We start from the raw sequence: 15733 nt of genomic DNA on the forward strand, positions 1-15733 counted from the left end.
CAACGTAAAAAGGCGGAAGAGTACGCAAGCACACTCCTCCGCCAAAACTCATTCCGATATTACTGAAGCAGTTTCAGTACAGCGGATGGCAGTTGGTTAGCCTGGGCCAGAACAGCGGTGGAAGCCTGTTGCAGAGTCTGCTGCTTGGTCAGGTTAGCGGTTTCAGCTGCGAAGTCGGTGTCTTGTACACGGCCTTGTGCAGCAGTGGTGTTTTCCACGATGTTCTGCAGGTTGGAGATGGTGCTGGTCAGACGGTTTTGCGCAGCACCCAGGTCAGCACGGGTTGCACCGATGTTGGCGATTGCCAGGTCGATGGCAGTGATGGCCTTGTCGATGTTGCCGCTGAAGTTGGCGCTGGTACCGGAAATCGAGATGGTACCGCTGCCAGCCGACAGGGATGCGGAGTCAAACTTGCTGCTCAGCACGATGTCGATGTGGTTGGCGGAGCCAGTGTCAGCACCGACTTGCAGGGTCATGGTGCCAGCCGAGCCGTCCAGCAGGTTCTTGCCGTTCAGGTTGGTCGAACCTGCGGTACGGTCCAGTTCCGATTGCATCTGCACGAATTCTTTTTGCAGAGCGTCACGGTCAGCCGAGCTGTTGGTACCGTTACGGGCCTGAACAGCCAGTTCACGCATACGTTGCAGAATGTTGGTCGATTCTTGCAGAGCGCCTTCAGCGGTCTGAGCGATCGAGATACCGTCGTTGGCGTTCTTGATAGCTACAGTCTGACCACGGATTTGCGAAGTTTCGCGAGTGGCGATCTGCAGGCCAGCGGCGTCGTCTTTTGCGCTGTTGATTTTCAGGCCCGAGGACAGACGGGTCATGGAAGTCGACAGAGCGTCAGAAGCGCGGCTCAGGTTTTTCTGAACGGCCAGGGAAGTGGTGTTGGTAGCAACGGTTAAAGCCATGATGAATTCCTCGTTGGTTGGGTGCTGCGGCTATCCGGCCCTGGCAACCGCCGGGTGTGGCCTAGAGAACCTTCGTAATGTTTATCGTCGTATCTGCAAGGAGCTTTAGGGGCTTTTGAAAATTTTTTGCCACCAGAGCGCCACCCCTGCTTTTTTGACGGGGGTTACACAGCGTTTCGGCGCAACCCTGGAAAGCTTTAATCACGCAAGCAACGCGTTGATTTCTCGGGCCTTGAAGCCGCGCACGACATTCGTCGTGCGCGGATCCTGCTTTTGAGATGGTTACTGGAGCAGCTTGAGGACAGCCGACGGCAGCTGGTTGGCCTGGGCCAGGATGGCGGTCGAGGCTTGTTGCAGGGTTTGTTGTTTGGTGAGTTCGGCGGTTTCGGCGGCGAAGTCGACGTCCTGAATTTGCCCTCTGGAAGCCTCGGCGTTCTTCACCATGTTCTGGAGGTTTTCCATCGCACTGGCCATCCGGTTCTGGTTGGCACCGAGGTCTGCACGAGCGGCATTGATTTTACTGATAGCGAGGTCAATCACCGTGACGGTGTATTCAATGTTCTCGATACGCGCAGCTTTGTTGAGGGCGCCGTCTGACGCCTTGGCGTCCCCTACGACCTTTTCAGCGTCAGATAACTTCTTGCGTGCAGTATCCAGGGTGTCGATATCGGTCTGGACAGGAGCAGCGATAGCCGCAAACGCCGCTTCCGCAGCAGTCAGTTCTGTTTTCGCAGTATCAACCGCGTCGGTCATCGCCTGGGTTACGCTATCGGAAATGAGCCGAAAACCTGAGCCATCGATCGACAAAGGGGTGTAGTCCCCTTTCACTATGGCCTTCGACCCTGAAGAGGTAGCGTCTGCCGGTACAGCAGCTCGATCCTCACTCGCAGCCAGGATCGATTCGGAAGCGAAGTCCTGATTGAGCGTGAGACTGATCTTTTCGGTAGCACCAACGTTCGCGCCAATCTGAAAACTTAGCTCCCCCGCACTGCCATCCAACAGTCGAAGCTCTGCACCAAACGTCGTACCTTTTGCAGAGCGTGATATTTCAGCATTCAGCTTTAAAAACTCGGCATTCAAAGCTGCTCGCTCTTTCGGCCCCTTATCCCCGTTCGCTGCCTGCATGGCCAGGTCTCGCATGCGCTGCAAATTATTCATGGACTGGTCCAGCGCGCCCTCAGCAGTTTGAATAATCGACATCGCGGCTCCTGCGTTGCGCATCGCCACAGTCATACCTCTCACCTGAGTAGTCAGCCGAGACGCCAACTGCATCCCTGCCGCGTCGTCCTTTGCACTGTTGATCCGCAACCCGGACGATAGACGAGTCATCGCTGTGCTTAACGAATCAGAAGACCGGTTCAAGTTACGCTGAACACCCAGTGACGCAATATTGGTATTTACGGTCAAAGCCATTTTGAATTCCCTCGTTGATAGAAACGGCAGGTTTTCAAAAAGCGGGGAAGTCCATTTCGCCCGGAAAACCTACAATTGGCTTATCGACGAGGCGCTAACGGGCTTTAGCCAGTAAAAGTTGAAACGGCATAATCACTCCATATGCCATCACGACAAATGCAGGGGTATTCCAGCCTCAACCTACGAACATGAAAAGACTTCCTGGAATAAATGATAAGAACAAAAATAATTTTAACAACCCGATTCATTAACGCTTGTGAAAACCCATTACGCCCAGAAGCTTTCGCCGAACAGGCTCCAACCGAGAACCTTCCTACAACGTCCTGGGAAATGGCTGTCTTTCCTTCGCCAGCAGAACCGGCTTACGTGAAATCGCAGGCCAAATAACGAGACACCATTTATTAACCCAGAGGAAGGCATATGAACACCACGACACTTTTATTCATCACAACACTATCCATTGCAGTGACTGCGACGCACGCCACTGCAACGGAAGTAATTGTAGAAGTACAAAACCTGTCTTCGGAAACGATAAGAACCTACGCTTCGGGGTTTCCGAAAATCCTTTCACCAGGGGAAAGCGAGTCCGTCACTCTGAACTTTCCAGACCACACGAGCGACGTCAATATCACTTACACCGGAGCATCTGGAAAGTCTTGCAACTTTCGTGGATGGCACAAATATTACGGAGGCAACACCACAAAATGGGACGCCAGTTCGACAGGCTCGCAAAGCTACAATAACTGCGGGGCAGTACGCTCGGTGAGCAGGTGGTCCTCACCTTTCAATTATCGCCTGCGTTTCTGGATGACTGACTGATACTCCACGTCATCTCGAGGGTTGGCCAGGCTGGCCAGCCCTCATCCCGAAGACCTCACACAATCGCCACCAGCTCATACTCCAAAGCATCCGCCACAGCTAGCCAATCCTGGCATTCCTGGCTCTGCAGTATCGCGCTCATGATCCGGGCCAGATGTGCCTGATCCTCTGGCGGGCGGGCCGAGAATAGCGGCATCGCCGCATCGATCACATCCACCATTTTCAACGCCCCTTCGATATCCCGCCCCAGCCGGAACAGGTGCGCGCAGTGGACGGCGTCTTCGATGATTTGGGTCCGGGAGGTCATGGTGCGGTCCAGTCTGGGTCGAATTCGGTGCCGGCGATCAGTGCGCCGTCGCGGCTGGTGTTGAGGAATTTCACCTCAGGATGGAGTGTGATGTAGCGCTCGAGTTCGATCAGGTAGCTGCGGAAATTGAGCTGGGTCTTGACCTTGTTGCCGCGCCCGTCACGGACCCAGTGTTTGGCGATGCTCATTTCGGGGCCCAGTTCGCCGTCCTGCCAGCCGGTGTGGGTCCTGTCGCCGGGAAAGGCGAAGTCGGCGCCGAACAGGGTGATGCGGGCGGCGCCCATCTTCACCGCCAGGTCGATGGCCGGATGGATGACGCTCCCGGCGGCGAGCAATTGCGCCTTGGGGATGTCCTGGCGAATGGCGGTGTACATGGGGCTCGCCGAGTAACCGACGTAGCGCGGGCCCTGCCAGGCGCTGAGCAGCTCGGCGTCGAGCCGCGGCAAGTAGACCAGCGCGACGTTTGCGCTGGCTTCGGGGGGCAAATGACGCTGGGTGATGTTGTGATCGATACTGACCACCAGATCCGGCCGAATGCCGTGGCGGCTCAATGGGACCAGCGCCGTGTCAACGCATATCAACAGCGGCCGCTCGGTCGAATCGCTGATGAGGTTCAGCCGTGGCAAATGCTGTTGCAGGCTTGGCCCGGTGGCGATCACGAAGACGTCGCGTCCGAGCGCAGTGCCAAACAGTTCGCCCACATCGGTGTCGCTGCGCAGCAGTGCCCTGCCCTGCTCCAGCCGCGCGATGTTGTCGGGGTGGTCGGCTGCGAACTCGCGGTTGTTGAAGCTCAGGTGGATCTCGCTCACCAATCGGTCCCGGATCCGGGCGCTGCTGTCTTCGGCCAGCACCAGCTCGGCGGGGAGCGCGAAGAACGGCAATTGAATTTCCGCGTGCCCGTCGGCATAGGCCAGGCTCACACGGGGATCTGTGAGCCAGTCATCCTGTTCCAGCAGGCGCAACACCAGGGCGAAGATCGCGCCGTTGAGGATGTGCAGGTGCAGGTTTTGCAGCGTGGAGGACGCCAGCAGGACGCGCTGCAGATCCCCAAGCCCTGTGCCATACACATGGATCTCGGCGCTGTCGGCGGGCAGGCTCGCCGCCTGCAACCGCGCCTCGGCGACCCGGTCGTGGCGGCTGGTGAGCTGAATGCCGGCGATGCTCAGGGTCGAGCCATGGCCTTCGAGCAGTTGCGCGGGCACGGCTTCGGCGTCTTCAGCCGACAACCGCTGAGCGACCTGGGGCCAGCGCTGTTCGATGATCGCGAAGTTGCGCTGGAAAATCTCGCTCATGCGCGCGGTCCTTGGCAAACGATGGAAATAAAAAAACGGCGACCTGAAATTCAGTGTCGCCGTTTTGACTGACTCAGGGTCAAGGACGATAAATGATCGCCGAGCCCCAGGACAACCCTACACCGAAGCCTGAAATGGCCACGCGCTTCCAGCTGGCGTTGAGAAGGTGCTTTTCCAGCAGCAGCGGAATGCTCGACGACACGGTGTTGCCGGTCTCGAGCATGTCCTTGACGAATTTTTCCGGGTGGCTGCCGTCTTCGAAGCGGCGGGCCACGGCGTCAACGATGGCGGCACTGCCCTGGTGAATGCAGAATGCGTCGATCTCGGACGATTGCAGGCCCGAATCGGTGAGCAGTTCGTTCAGGTGCGCAGGCACCTTGACCAGGGCGAAGTTGAACACCTGCCGACCGTTCATGTAGAACGCGCCGTTGGTGGTCTTGAGGAATTCGGCGCCAGAGCCATCGGTGCCGAACTTGGACTTGCCCAGCTGCCATGGCGCGTTTTCGCCCATCCAGGTGGCCGTGGCGGCGTCGCCGAAGAGCATGGTGGTGTTGCGATCTTCGGGGTCGACAATCTTGGAATACGGATCGGCGGTAATCAGCAAGCCGTTTTTCAGGCCTGCGGCTTCCATGAAACCCTTGAGCGCGTAGATGCCGTAGACGTAACCCGAGCATCCCAGGGAGATGTCGAACGCGGCGACGTGGGTCGGCAGGCCCAGTTTGTGCTGAACGATGGCTGCGGTGTGCGGCAGCCCTTCTTCATCACCGTTCTGGGTGACGACGATGACCACGTCGATGGCGTCGCGGGAAAGTTCGGGGTTGTTGGCGAACAGCTGGTTGGCGGCTTCGACGCACAGATCGGAGGTTTCCTGTGTGTCGTCCTTGCGAGGCAGAAAAGCAGAACCGATCTTGCCAAGGATGAAGTCTTCATCCTTCCCGAATTTGGCACCCTGAGCGTAATTGTCAACGCCGGCTGCTGGCACGTAACTCGCTATGCTTTTAATGCCAATCATCATGGCTTCCCAATCAAAAACTGCTGAACATCACCCGCAGCCCTGGGGGCGGGGCATTGAAATCCGGGGCTTGAGGCCGAAAAAATGGCAAATGCGAAGGCGCCGGGCTGTCCGGAATGTCTGTGGAATCAGCCTGATGCTTCCATTACCTGCAAGCACGATACAGTGAAGATGCCCGTTATGACTCACAGGTCACCAAAAGTTTTACAAGCTTTTAGCTGACCGGTCGGTGCTGTGCAAGGGTGGCGTGTGTTTCGGACAGTCAATTGACATGAAAGGGTCATGAGGGTGTGCGTGTCAGGCGCGGTGTTTTGCAGGGCTGGACGACCCCCATCCAGTAGCAGCAGGCTTGCCGGCGGAGGCATTTGATCGTTCCCACGCTTTGTGTGGTAGCTGCGCTCGCGACGCTCCGGGTCTTTTATCGACGCTGAGATGGGGTGTATATCGGTTTTCGCGGTGGTTGGACTGGTGGGTTTCGCCCCTTACGGGCGACCTACTTTCTTTCGGGAAAGTAGGCAAACCATTTGCTCCTGGCTGGGGTCCTTCGGACTTCCCTCGACTCCGGCGCCGTTCCGGGGGCACGCCATGATGGGCCATCCATGGCCCGCACGGCTTTCGCGGCTTCCTGCCGCTCATCCCCCTGCACGACGCCTGCGCTCGGCCTGGCGCCTTTACGTCGCGTTCGGCGGTGTCTGGGCCATCGCGCATGAAGATCAAAAGCGAGATCAAAATCTAAAGCACAACTCCGACCCGTAGCAGCACGGCTTGCCGGCGGGGGCGTTATTGAAGCCGCCTTGCCATCAGGCCATGAACCCATTCCTGTGGGAGCGGGCTCGCCCGCGATGGGGAATATCAGGCACCACCACGCTGTCCGGGCCACCGCCTTCGCGGGCAAGCCCGCTCCCACAGTTTTATGATCGTAGTCCGCAGTGACCTCGGGCGATCAGCCAACGATGTCCCAGCTAAGTGCCGTTCCGCGCTTGATCGGCTGGCGCGCCTTGCGGCCGAGCACGGTGTCGATGTGTTTGGGCGCCAGGCCAAGGCCGGGCCGGATGGCGCGGACGTTGTCGGGGCTGAAGACTTCGCCCTCGGCCATGTCCCTGACCACGTACAATGAGCGCCGGAACACCAGGGACTTCTGCTCAGCCTGGGTCGCGCCGTAGCGCACCTGGCCAAGCCCCTGCCAGGCACGTTCGGTTTCGATCACCAGGCTGGCCATTTCGGCAGGTTCCAGGGAAAAACTCGCGTCCACCCCGCCGTCTGCGCGGTCGAGGGTGAAGTGCTTTTCGATCACCGTCGCACCCATCGCCACCGCCGCGACAGACACCCCGCCCCCCATGGTGTGATCGGACAGTCCCACCTGGCAGCCAAACAACCCGGCCAGATGGGGGATGGTGCGAATATGGCTGTTCTCGGGCGATGCCGGATAGGTGCTGGTGCATTTGAGCAGCACCAGGTCCTTGCATCCGGCCTGGCGGGCAGCACGCACGCTTTCGTCGAGTTCGGCGAGGCTGGCCATGCCGGTGGAGATAATCATCGGCTTGCCGGTGGCCGCCACTTTGCGGATCAGCGGAATGTCGGTGTTCTCGAAACTGGCGATCTTGTACGCCGGCACGTCCAGGCTTTCGAGAAAGTCCACCGCCGTCTCATCGAACGGCGTGGAAAACGCCAGCATCCCCAGCGCCCTGGCGCGCTCGAAGATCGGCGCATGCCATTCCCACGGCGTGTGGGCCTTTTGATACAGGGCATACAGCGAGGACCCCGCCCACAGGCTGTTGGGGTCCTTGATGAAGAACTCGCCTTCGGCAATGTCCAGGGTCATGGTGTCGGCGGTGTAGGTTTGCAGCTTGAGCGCATGGGCCCCGGCCTTCGCGGCGGCGTCAACGATACGCAGCGCCTGATCCAGGGACTGGTTGTGGTTGCCGCTCATTTCGGCGATGACAAAGGGCGCCGCATCGGGGCCGATGATTCTTGAACCGATCTTGAAGCTATTCATCGCTGATCACTCGCTGGTATTGCTGGCCGGCCTGCAGATAACCGGCCTTGGTAAAAAGAGAATGGGAGGCGCTGTTGGCGTCCATCACCTGCGCCGCGATCATGCGGACCTGCGGCCAGTGGCGGTGCAGGAAACGCTCCCCGCTGTTCAAGAGTGCCGCGCCCCAACCCACGCCGGTCTGCCCCTCGAACAGGTAGATCGAGACCTCGGCCGTTGCGTCCTGTAGATCGTAGCGCACCACGCCAACCGGCCCCTGGGCGGTTTCGGCGATCAGGATCAGCCGTTGCGGGTTCTCAAGGCTGCGTGCCAGCCAGGCCATATGGGCATCCCAGTCGATCGGCTCGGGGTTGAACGACCAACGGCGCACATGCTCTGCATTGCGGCCTTCGAAGAGTAAAGCGGCGTCCAGCCCAGTGGCCTGGCGCAATTGCAGCAACGGCCCCATCAGCGCAACGGCCAGCCGCCGGGCACCGTTGCCGTCCACCAGTGCGCGAGAGTGCATGGCATAGCTGCGGCGCAGCTCCTGGTCATCACGCAGCGTCGAAATGGCCTGCACCAGGCGCTGCGGATCCAGCGTTTCGTGGGGCCCCAGATACAGGTGCCCGCCCGCCTCGGCCATCAGTTGCGCATTGAGCTGCTGATTGTTGGCGACCGAGATGCAGATCGTCGGCAAGCCCAGCGCCGCCCGCTCCCAGGTGGTGCCGCCGCCCGCCCCGATGAACAGATCGACCTGTTGCATCAGGCCGAGAAAATCACTCACCAGCGTGTGCAATCGCCAGTTCGGACGGGACTCGACCAACGCCCACATAGCGTCCCACTCGGGGTTGTGCAGCCCGGCGACGAAGTCCACTTCAAGATCGTCGAACCCCTGCAGCGCCAGCATCGTGGCATAGACCTGCCGCGCTGCATCGAAGCCGCCGAAGTTGACCATCACCCGCTTGACCACAGGCTTGATGGCGATGGCCTCGCATCGAAATTCGTCGCGCATCAGCGCGTAGTGCGGGCCCAGGAAGGTGCGGCAGTCGGCATCGACCCAACGCGCATAGGGCCGCTCCTGGGCCTGTGCGCTGTAGTTCTGATCGAGCAGCACGTTTACCGCGTGGGGCCGGTTGGCCAGGTCGTCGATGGCCATCAGCCGGTCGGCGAATTGACGGGCTGCCTTTTCCCACCGCGCATCCAGACCGTAATGGTCGACGATGAGCCAGTCGAAGCGTGGTTGCTCGCCAAGCGCCTGCGCCAGCGCATCGATGTCGGCCTGCCACGGCAGAGAGGCTTCGATGTCCACCCCGCCTTGCTCCTGAGGGTAGCGCTCGGGCAAGCCATGGGCGACGTAGCCCTCATCGGTCAGGCGTTGCAGCAGATGGCCCGGCAGTTGCCGGCAGGCGAACGCCACCTCGGCGCCGTCCTTGCGCAGCACCTTGGCCAGGGTCAGGCAGCGGGCGATATGGCCGCTGCCGATGTTGATCGAGGCGTCGGCGCGAATCAGCACTCTCATGAATCGAGTTCTCCCCCCGCCTTGAGCGCGGCATACAGGTATTCGGCGCGCAGCCAGTCTTCTTCGTTATCGATGTCCTGAACCAGATGCCGGGGCAGGATCACCGGCAGGCTCGCCTCGGAAAACAGCAGGTCACCGCGCAGCCAAGCCTCGGTACGCCCCCAGTAGAACTGCCCGGCGTCCTGATACGCCACCGGCAGGTCCTGTGAGCGAACATTACGGAATTCAGGGTACAACGCTTGCAGCGCGCCACTGTCGTTGAGCGTCAGCGCGCGCTGGATCGGAAAGCCGAAGCTGCACACCGAGAACGCATAGGATTTGTCCGGTGCCGCCTCGAGCAGTTCAAGCCCCTGACGCAGGAAGCGCGCCTGCAATAAGGGCGCGGTGGCGTAGATGCAGCAGGTATAATCGAAGCGCTGCCCCATCGCGCCGATGGCATGTTCGATCACCTGTGCGGTGCCGGTGTAAGCGTCGGCCAGTTGCGCCGGGCGCATGAACGGCACCTGCGCACCGCAGGCCCGCGCGACCTCGGCGATTTCTTCGTCATCGGTGCTGACCACCACTGCATCGAACACCCCTGAAGCGAGCGCCGTGCGGATGGAACCTGCGATCATGGGTTCGCCGTTGAACAGCTTTATGTTCTTGCGCGCGATCCGCTGGCTGCCACCGCGTGCCGGAATGATCGCCACGGCACTCACGAACGTTTTTCCAGCAAGAACCAGGTGATGTCGTCCACCGGAAACTGCGGATCGCGGTGATAGCCGAAGCCGTAGTCGACAAGCTGCAGATCGGCGAAACGATCCAGCATCTCCCCGGCGAAATCGCGCTTGAACAGCTTGCCGCTGTTGCCGCGATAAGCGACCTCCACCGGCGCACGGTTGTAGTACTCGGCAATCAGCACATAGCGCTTGCTCAGGTGATAGAGCTGGTCATAGGCCTGGCTCAACAGCTCGGGTGCCAGGTGAATCAGCACGCCCTTGCTCAGCGTCAGGTCGTACTGGCGCTCGCGGGGGAAGTCGAACAGCGAACCGTGCCAGACGCTGGCGATCTCCAGTGCCTGGGCCTGGGCGTGGGCCATGGCGTTGATCTCGACACCTGCCAGTTCGCAACCCGGCAACAACTGACGCAGGGCCTGCAGGTTGTTGCCGGTGTTGGTGCCCAGTTCCAGCAGCGAACCGAGCTTCTGGGTCCGGCCCAACGCCTTGGCGAACAGCGCAAGGTTGGCCGAGATCAGCGCCTGGCCCTGGTTGCGCCCCACGTATTGGTCGCCGAAGTCGCCTTGCCAGAATTGCTCTTGTTCAGTCAGTTCACGCATATGCTGCATCCATCAATCTGAGGTAACCAGCAGCGTCTTGAGCTGCCCGATCACGAAGTCTTGTTGTTCGTGCGTCATGGCCGGGAACAGCGGCAGGCTGATGGCCTGGGCGTAGTAGGCTTCGGCCTCGGGGAAGTCTCCGGCGATGAACCCCAGGTCCCGATAATACGGCTGCAGGTGCACGGGGATGTAATGCACGTTGACCCCGACGCCGGCGGCGCGCAAGCCTTCGAACACTTCGCGGTGGCTCACGGCCAGGCGCTGCGTCTGCAAACGTACCACGTAGAGGTGCCAGGCCGATTCGGCGTCGGCCTGCGCCGTTGGCAGGTCAAGGGGCAGGTCCGCCAGCAACTGCTGATAACGCGCTGCCAGTTCACGCCGGCGCGCCAGGAAGCCATCGAGCTTGCCCAGTTGCGACAGCCCGAGCGCTGCCTGCATGTCGGTGATGCGGTAATTGAAGCCCAGTTCCACCTGCTGGTAATACCAGGGGCCGTGGCTGGGTTCGTCCATCTGTGCAGGGTCGCGGGTCATGCCGTGGCTGCGCAGGCGGCGCAGGCGCTCGGCCAGTTCTGGGCGATTGGTCAGCACCAGCCCGCCCTCCCCGGTGGTGATGATTTTCACCGGATGAAAGCTGAACACCGTCATGTCGGCGAACTCGCCACAGCCCACCGGCCGTCCGGCGTATCGGGCGCCGACAGCGTGGGAGGCGTCTTCGATGACGATGAAACCGTAGGTTCTGGCCAGCTCGGCAATCGCCCGCATGTCGCAGCTCTGGCCCGAGAAGGCCACTGCCACCAGCACCTTGGGCAGCTTGCCGATGCGCTCGGCTGCACGCAGCTTGTGCTCAAGGGCGTTGACGTCGAGGTTCCAGGTCAAGGGGTCGATGTCGACGAAATCGACATCGGCGCCGCAGTAACGCCCGCAGTTGGCCGAGGCCAGAAAGGTGTTGGGGCTGGTCCACAACGCATCCCCTTCCCCTAGCCCTGCGGCCAGGCAGGCGATGTGCAGGGCTGCGGTGGCGTTGCTGACAGCGATGCCGAAGCCGGCTTCGCAACGCTCGGCCATGGCCGCTTCGAAGCGCTCGATGGTCGGCCCCTGGGTCAGCCAGTCCGATTGCAGCACAGCCACCACCGCGTCGATGTCGGCCTGATCCAGGCTCTGCCGCCCGTAGGGAATCATGGCGTGATGCCGGCGTGCAGGTCGCCGATCTGTTTGACCGACATGAAATCCGGATTGGTGTCGGAGCGGTACTCGAAGTCATCGGCCACCGCACGCCCGGCGGCTCCGGTCGCATCGATGGCGAAATCGGTGTCCACGTTGTTGAAGCGGATCGACGGCACGATGGTGTAGTGATCGTCGAACTCCAGGGTCATGCGCGCATCGTCCTGGGGCACCATCAGTTCGTGCAGTTTCTCGCCGGGACGAATGCCCACCACCTTGTGCGGCAGGTCAGCGGCCATGGCCTGGGCCAGATCAACGATGCGCACCGACGGAATCTTGGGCACGAACACTTCGCCGCCGTGCATGCGCTCGAAGCTCTGCATGACGAAATCCACGCCGTGGTCCAGGGTGATCCAGAAGCGCGTCATGCGCGGGTCGGTGATCGGCAGCTCCTTGGCGCCGCCTGCGATAAGCTTGTTGAAAAACGGCACGATCGAACCCCGCGAGCCTGCCACGTTGCCGTAGCGCACCACGGCAAAGCGGGTCTGCTCCTCACCGCCGATGTTGTTGGCGGCCACGAACAGCTTGTCCGACAGCAACTTGGTCGCGCCGTACAGGTTGATCGGGCTGGCGGCCTTGTCGGTGGACAGCGCGACGACTTTCTTCACGCCGTTGGCAATGGCTGCCGCGATGATGTTCTCGGCGCCGTTGACGTTGGTGCGGATGAATTCGGTCGGGTTGTATTCCGCTGCGGGCACGTGCTTGAGCGCGGCGGCATGGACCACATAGTCGATGCCGCGCATGCCTTGCACCAGCCGCTCGGCATCGCGCACGTCGCCCAGGAAATAACGCATGCAGGGTGCGTTGAATTCCTGCTGCATCTCGTACTGCTTGAGCTCGTCGCGGGAAAACACCACCACTCGCCGCGGCTGGTAACGCGCCAGCAGCGTGCGGATGAACTGGCGACCGAACGAGCCGGTCGCGCCTGAGATGAACACTGATTTGCCGTTGAACATGAGTGCGTCCTTTTTCCCGTGCGACTACGCCAGGAATTCCTGCCAGTGGGCACCACTGGCCTGACCGAGAGAATAGGCCTTGCCGGTCTGTGCCAGATTGGGGTTGTAGGCCGGGTCCCGGGCGAAGGCGTCAGCCCATTTCTCCCGCAGCGCCGCCAGGGCCTCGGGTGCATCGGGCAGCACGCCCGGGTGGGTGAGTTGCACCTGCGGCGTCCAGACCAGCAGATAACCTGCCTGAGCGACTTTCAGGCTCAGGTCGACGTCGGCAAATGCCTCGGCCAACGGGCCTTCGTCCAGCCCGCCCACGGCATCGAATACCTCCTTGCGCACCATCATGCAGGTGCCGGAAAGCGCCGAGTGATTCTGTTCGACCACCGCGCGGTACATGTAGCCGTCTTCGTCCTTGCCCTGGCCCACGAACGGTGAACCAATGCCGCCGTCGAAGCCCAGCAGCAGCCCTCCCTGGGTGACCTTGCCGTCTTCGTCCAGCAGTTTCGCGCCCACCGCACCGACTTCGGCGCGCAGGCCCTGGTTGAGCAGCGAGCCCAGCCAGTTGGGGCTGATGAGTTGGGCATCGGCCGCCATCAGCACCAGATACTCGCCGTTGGTCTGGGCGGCAACCGTGTTGACGAATGCGCCATGGCTCAGGCCATCGCGGTTGGCGACCACCTGCACCTGGGCTGCGATCTTGCCCTGCTCGTTCAGCCAGGCAGCCAGCTCGACTTCCTGCGCCGGCGCCACCGCCACCAGCACCTCGTACAAGCTGTAGCGGGTGCGCTGCAGGATGCTGGTCAGGCAGTTCTGCAACGCCGGCAGCCCGGCCTCGCCATTGAGAATGATCGACACCAGTGGTCGCGCGGTATGACGGTAGTCGATCTGATAGACACCCGGTTGCGAGGAGCTGATCAACGCTTTGTAACCACGGGCCGACAGGTGACGGCTCAGGGCCATGCGCTCCTGTTCATTGTCCTTCATGGGCTGTGCGTGACAGATCAGCAGCGGCTCGTCCAGATGGGCCAGGCCGTTCATGCCCTCCTCCTCGACCAGGCGCAGCAGCAGGTCGAATTCCAGCGCCTCGCTGAAGTCCGCCGAGTAGCCACCGACATCCAGCAGCACATCACGGCGCACCAGCCAGTGGCGGGCCATTACCGACGGCACCGCTTGCAGCAGGTCGAAGTTGAAACCGGGGCGCAGGACATCGGCCAGCGCATGGCTTTCCAGACGCTGGACTTCGTCCACGGACACCGCGCGACATCCAGGCGCGCCTTGCAGCTCGAGGCTCGCGCGCACCAGGCCGCCGGGGGTGAACACATCGCCCACCTGCGCCAGCATTACCCAGTCGCACTCGGTCTGGCGCGCCATCTGGTTGAGTTTGTCGACGTAGTTGTTGCGGGTCACTTCGACGAAATGCAGGGTGTTGTTGACCGCCGTGGCGGCAGGCGGTTCACCGGTGGTGAAGACCACGATCTTGAAGCGCTTGCAGTAGCCTTCGACCAGGCTGTCGAGGGTGGCCTGCAACTGCTCCATGTCGTTGTCCAGGTCCAGCAGGAACAGACCGAACTGCGGCCCGCCGCCCAGCTCTGCCAGGTGCTGGCCCAGCGCTGCGCCTTGCGCTGCATCCGGGCTGCGCTCTTGCAGCCACTTGAGGACACGGCCCGACTGCATGCTGTCGAATGTCTTGCGGTAATCGTATTCCGAGGCGGCGGCCAGGCGTTCGGCCCAGGCGGCCATGGTCAGCGCGTCTTCGCGAGCTTCTTCCACCCCCGCTTCGCTCTGCTGGCTCAGGCGCAGCGCCAGGGCGTTGACCACTTCGCGATTGAACGGGCTGAGTTCCACCGCCTGCCACAACCGGTTGAGGATGGTTTCGAGCACGTCATTGTCGTGGATCTGCAGCAACGCCTGTTGCCGCACCCACACGCCTTCGAGTTCTGCCAGTTGCAGGTGCCCGGCAGGCATCGCGTGCAGGAGAAATTCATACTCGGCCAGGGTGTCGAAGAACGGCTTGTTGTAGAACGGCATCTCGACGTACTGACGCGGCCCGAAGGTGCGGTCAGGCGGCAACAGCGGGTCAGTCCAGACCGAGCGGAAGATCGGCTCGATGGTCAGCGACGCGCGTTCGCGCAAGCCCTGGGCCATGGCATCGAACGCGCGCAGGGCGATCTGCTTGCCGTGCTCGGCGTCGCTGGCGACCACCTGGGTCGGCAACGCGGCAAGAAACTCGGCATAGGCCTCGCGCTCGGCGACGGTCTTGGGGTCCAGGTAGCTGAGTTTGTGGTAGACGTCGGTGCGGTGCTCGGACTCGCCGACGTTGACCTCGCGCACCACGTAGGGAATCGGCAGCACGCGTGCCTTGCCGCGCGCCAGCAGGTAGTACACGTGACCGATTTCCATCCACTCGAAGCCACGATCGGGCATCGCCTCGAAGAAGTCCTTGAGCAGCCCGGTGCGGGTCACGGCGTAGAACGGCGGCAGGTACTGCCCCATGTACGAGACGATGCGGTCTTCGGCGCTCTCGTCGTCGTAGTCTTCGCGCACCTTCTTGTCCCGGCGCAGGTAGCCGACGCTGTTGGCCTGCGACACGTACATCATGCAATAGCCGTGGCACAGGCCGTAGTCGGGGTTGCTCTCCAGGAACGCCAGGGTCTGGTGCAGGGAGTCATGCACGATGAAATCGTCGTCGGCGGCCAGCACCATGTACGGCGTTTCGACCAGCCCGACGCCGTGGGCCAGCTTGGCCTGGAAGCCCCAGTAGGCGAATTGCGAGACGTGCTGGTAGTCCACGAACGGATGGCGGGTCTCGGCGCTATCCAACGCCTGGGTGGACGAGTCCAGCACCAGCACACGGCACGACAGCGCGCTGTAATAGGCCATGGCCCGGCGCAGGAACGCCGGGCGGTTGTGACTGAGCAATACCACTGTCAGCAGCTCGTTGAGCGAGGCTGCCACTTCCAGACTGTTACGACCTTTCATACCTTCATCCTGACACTGACGAGCCGCTC

Annotated in this window: 13 protein-coding genes; 1 reads left to right on the forward strand and 12 read right to left on the reverse strand. The window is 61.4% G+C overall.

Features of this window, described 5'->3' with window-relative positions; translation table 11 throughout:
- Positions 1-59: 59 nt before the first annotated feature.
- Entirely contained in the window at positions 60-908 is an 849-nt protein-coding gene (locus tag ACIPOO_RS21810) for a flagellin domain-containing protein (RefSeq protein ID WP_274132365.1), read from the reverse strand.
- Between the two features lie 282 nt (positions 909-1190).
- A complete protein-coding gene (locus tag ACIPOO_RS21815) occupies positions 1191-2321 on the reverse strand; it encodes a flagellin (RefSeq protein WP_400609743.1) in 1131 nt (376 codons plus the stop codon).
- A 420-nt stretch (positions 2322-2741) separates the two neighbouring features.
- On the opposite strand from ACIPOO_RS21815, the gene ACIPOO_RS21820 reads away from it, so the two are divergent.
- A complete protein-coding gene (locus ACIPOO_RS21820; RefSeq protein WP_400609745.1) occupies positions 2742-3140 on the forward strand; it encodes a hypothetical protein in 399 nt (132 codons plus the stop codon).
- Between the two features lie 55 nt (positions 3141-3195).
- Here ACIPOO_RS21820 and ACIPOO_RS21825 read toward each other — a convergent pair whose 3' ends face one another.
- The 10 genes from ACIPOO_RS21825 to ACIPOO_RS21870 all read right to left on the reverse strand — a co-directional run bounded on the left by ACIPOO_RS21825 (position 3196) and on the right by ACIPOO_RS21870 (position 15704).
- A complete protein-coding gene (locus tag ACIPOO_RS21825) occupies positions 3196-3447 on the reverse strand; it encodes a hypothetical protein (RefSeq protein WP_400609747.1) in 252 nt (83 codons plus the stop codon).
- On the reverse strand, positions 3444-4739 hold the full coding sequence (locus tag ACIPOO_RS21830; protein ID WP_400609749.1) for a motility associated factor glycosyltransferase family protein: 1296 nt from the start codon (positions 4737-4739) through the stop codon (positions 3444-3446). The genes ACIPOO_RS21825 and ACIPOO_RS21830 overlap by 4 nt, the downstream gene beginning before the upstream one ends.
- A 79-nt stretch (positions 4740-4818) precedes the next feature.
- Positions 4819-5751 (reverse strand): ketoacyl-ACP synthase III, encoded by a 933-nt coding sequence (locus ACIPOO_RS21835; protein WP_274132361.1) that lies wholly within the window; start codon positions 5749-5751, stop codon positions 4819-4821.
- A 943-nt stretch (positions 5752-6694) separates the two neighbouring features.
- The gene (pseI, locus tag ACIPOO_RS21840) at positions 6695-7747 is read right to left on the reverse strand and encodes a pseudaminic acid synthase (RefSeq protein WP_400609751.1); all 1053 of its coding nucleotides are present in this window, start codon (positions 7745-7747) and stop codon (positions 6695-6697) included.
- On the reverse strand, positions 7740-9242 hold the full coding sequence (gene pseG / locus ACIPOO_RS21845) for a UDP-2,4-diacetamido-2,4,6-trideoxy-beta-L-altropyranose hydrolase (RefSeq protein WP_400609753.1): 1503 nt from the start codon (positions 9240-9242) through the stop codon (positions 7740-7742). Before pseG ends, pseI begins: the two co-directional genes overlap by 8 nt.
- Positions 9239-9940: a pseudaminic acid cytidylyltransferase gene (gene pseF, locus ACIPOO_RS21850; protein ID WP_274132358.1), complete on the reverse strand. Its 702-nt coding sequence runs from the start codon at positions 9938-9940 to the stop codon at positions 9239-9241. Before pseF ends, pseG begins: the two co-directional genes overlap by 4 nt.
- Positions 9937-10557 carry a pseudaminic acid biosynthesis-associated methylase gene (locus ACIPOO_RS21855; RefSeq protein ID WP_274132357.1) on the reverse strand — a complete coding sequence of 207 codons (621 nt, stop codon included), beginning with the start codon at positions 10555-10557 and terminating at the stop codon, positions 9937-9939. Before ACIPOO_RS21855 ends, pseF begins: the two co-directional genes overlap by 4 nt.
- Positions 10558-10569: 12 nt before the next feature.
- On the reverse strand, positions 10570-11736 hold the full coding sequence (gene pseC / locus ACIPOO_RS21860) for a UDP-4-amino-4,6-dideoxy-N-acetyl-beta-L-altrosamine transaminase (protein ID WP_274132356.1): 1167 nt from the start codon (positions 11734-11736) through the stop codon (positions 10570-10572).
- The gene (gene pseB, locus ACIPOO_RS21865; RefSeq protein ID WP_400609756.1) at positions 11733-12734 is read right to left on the reverse strand and encodes a UDP-N-acetylglucosamine 4,6-dehydratase (inverting); all 1002 of its coding nucleotides are present in this window, start codon (positions 12732-12734) and stop codon (positions 11733-11735) included. The genes pseC and pseB overlap by 4 nt, the downstream gene beginning before the upstream one ends.
- A gap of 24 nt (positions 12735-12758) precedes the next feature.
- Entirely contained in the window at positions 12759-15704 is a 2946-nt protein-coding gene (locus tag ACIPOO_RS21870; RefSeq protein ID WP_400609758.1) for a TIGR00180 family glycosyltransferase, read from the reverse strand.
- Positions 15705-15733: the final 29 nt, after the last annotated feature.

Origin of the sequence: Pseudomonas sp. NPDC090201 (assembly GCF_044746825.1) — a bacterium.
Lineage (GTDB): Bacteria > Pseudomonadota > Gammaproteobacteria > Pseudomonadales > Pseudomonadaceae > Aquipseudomonas > Aquipseudomonas putida_AD.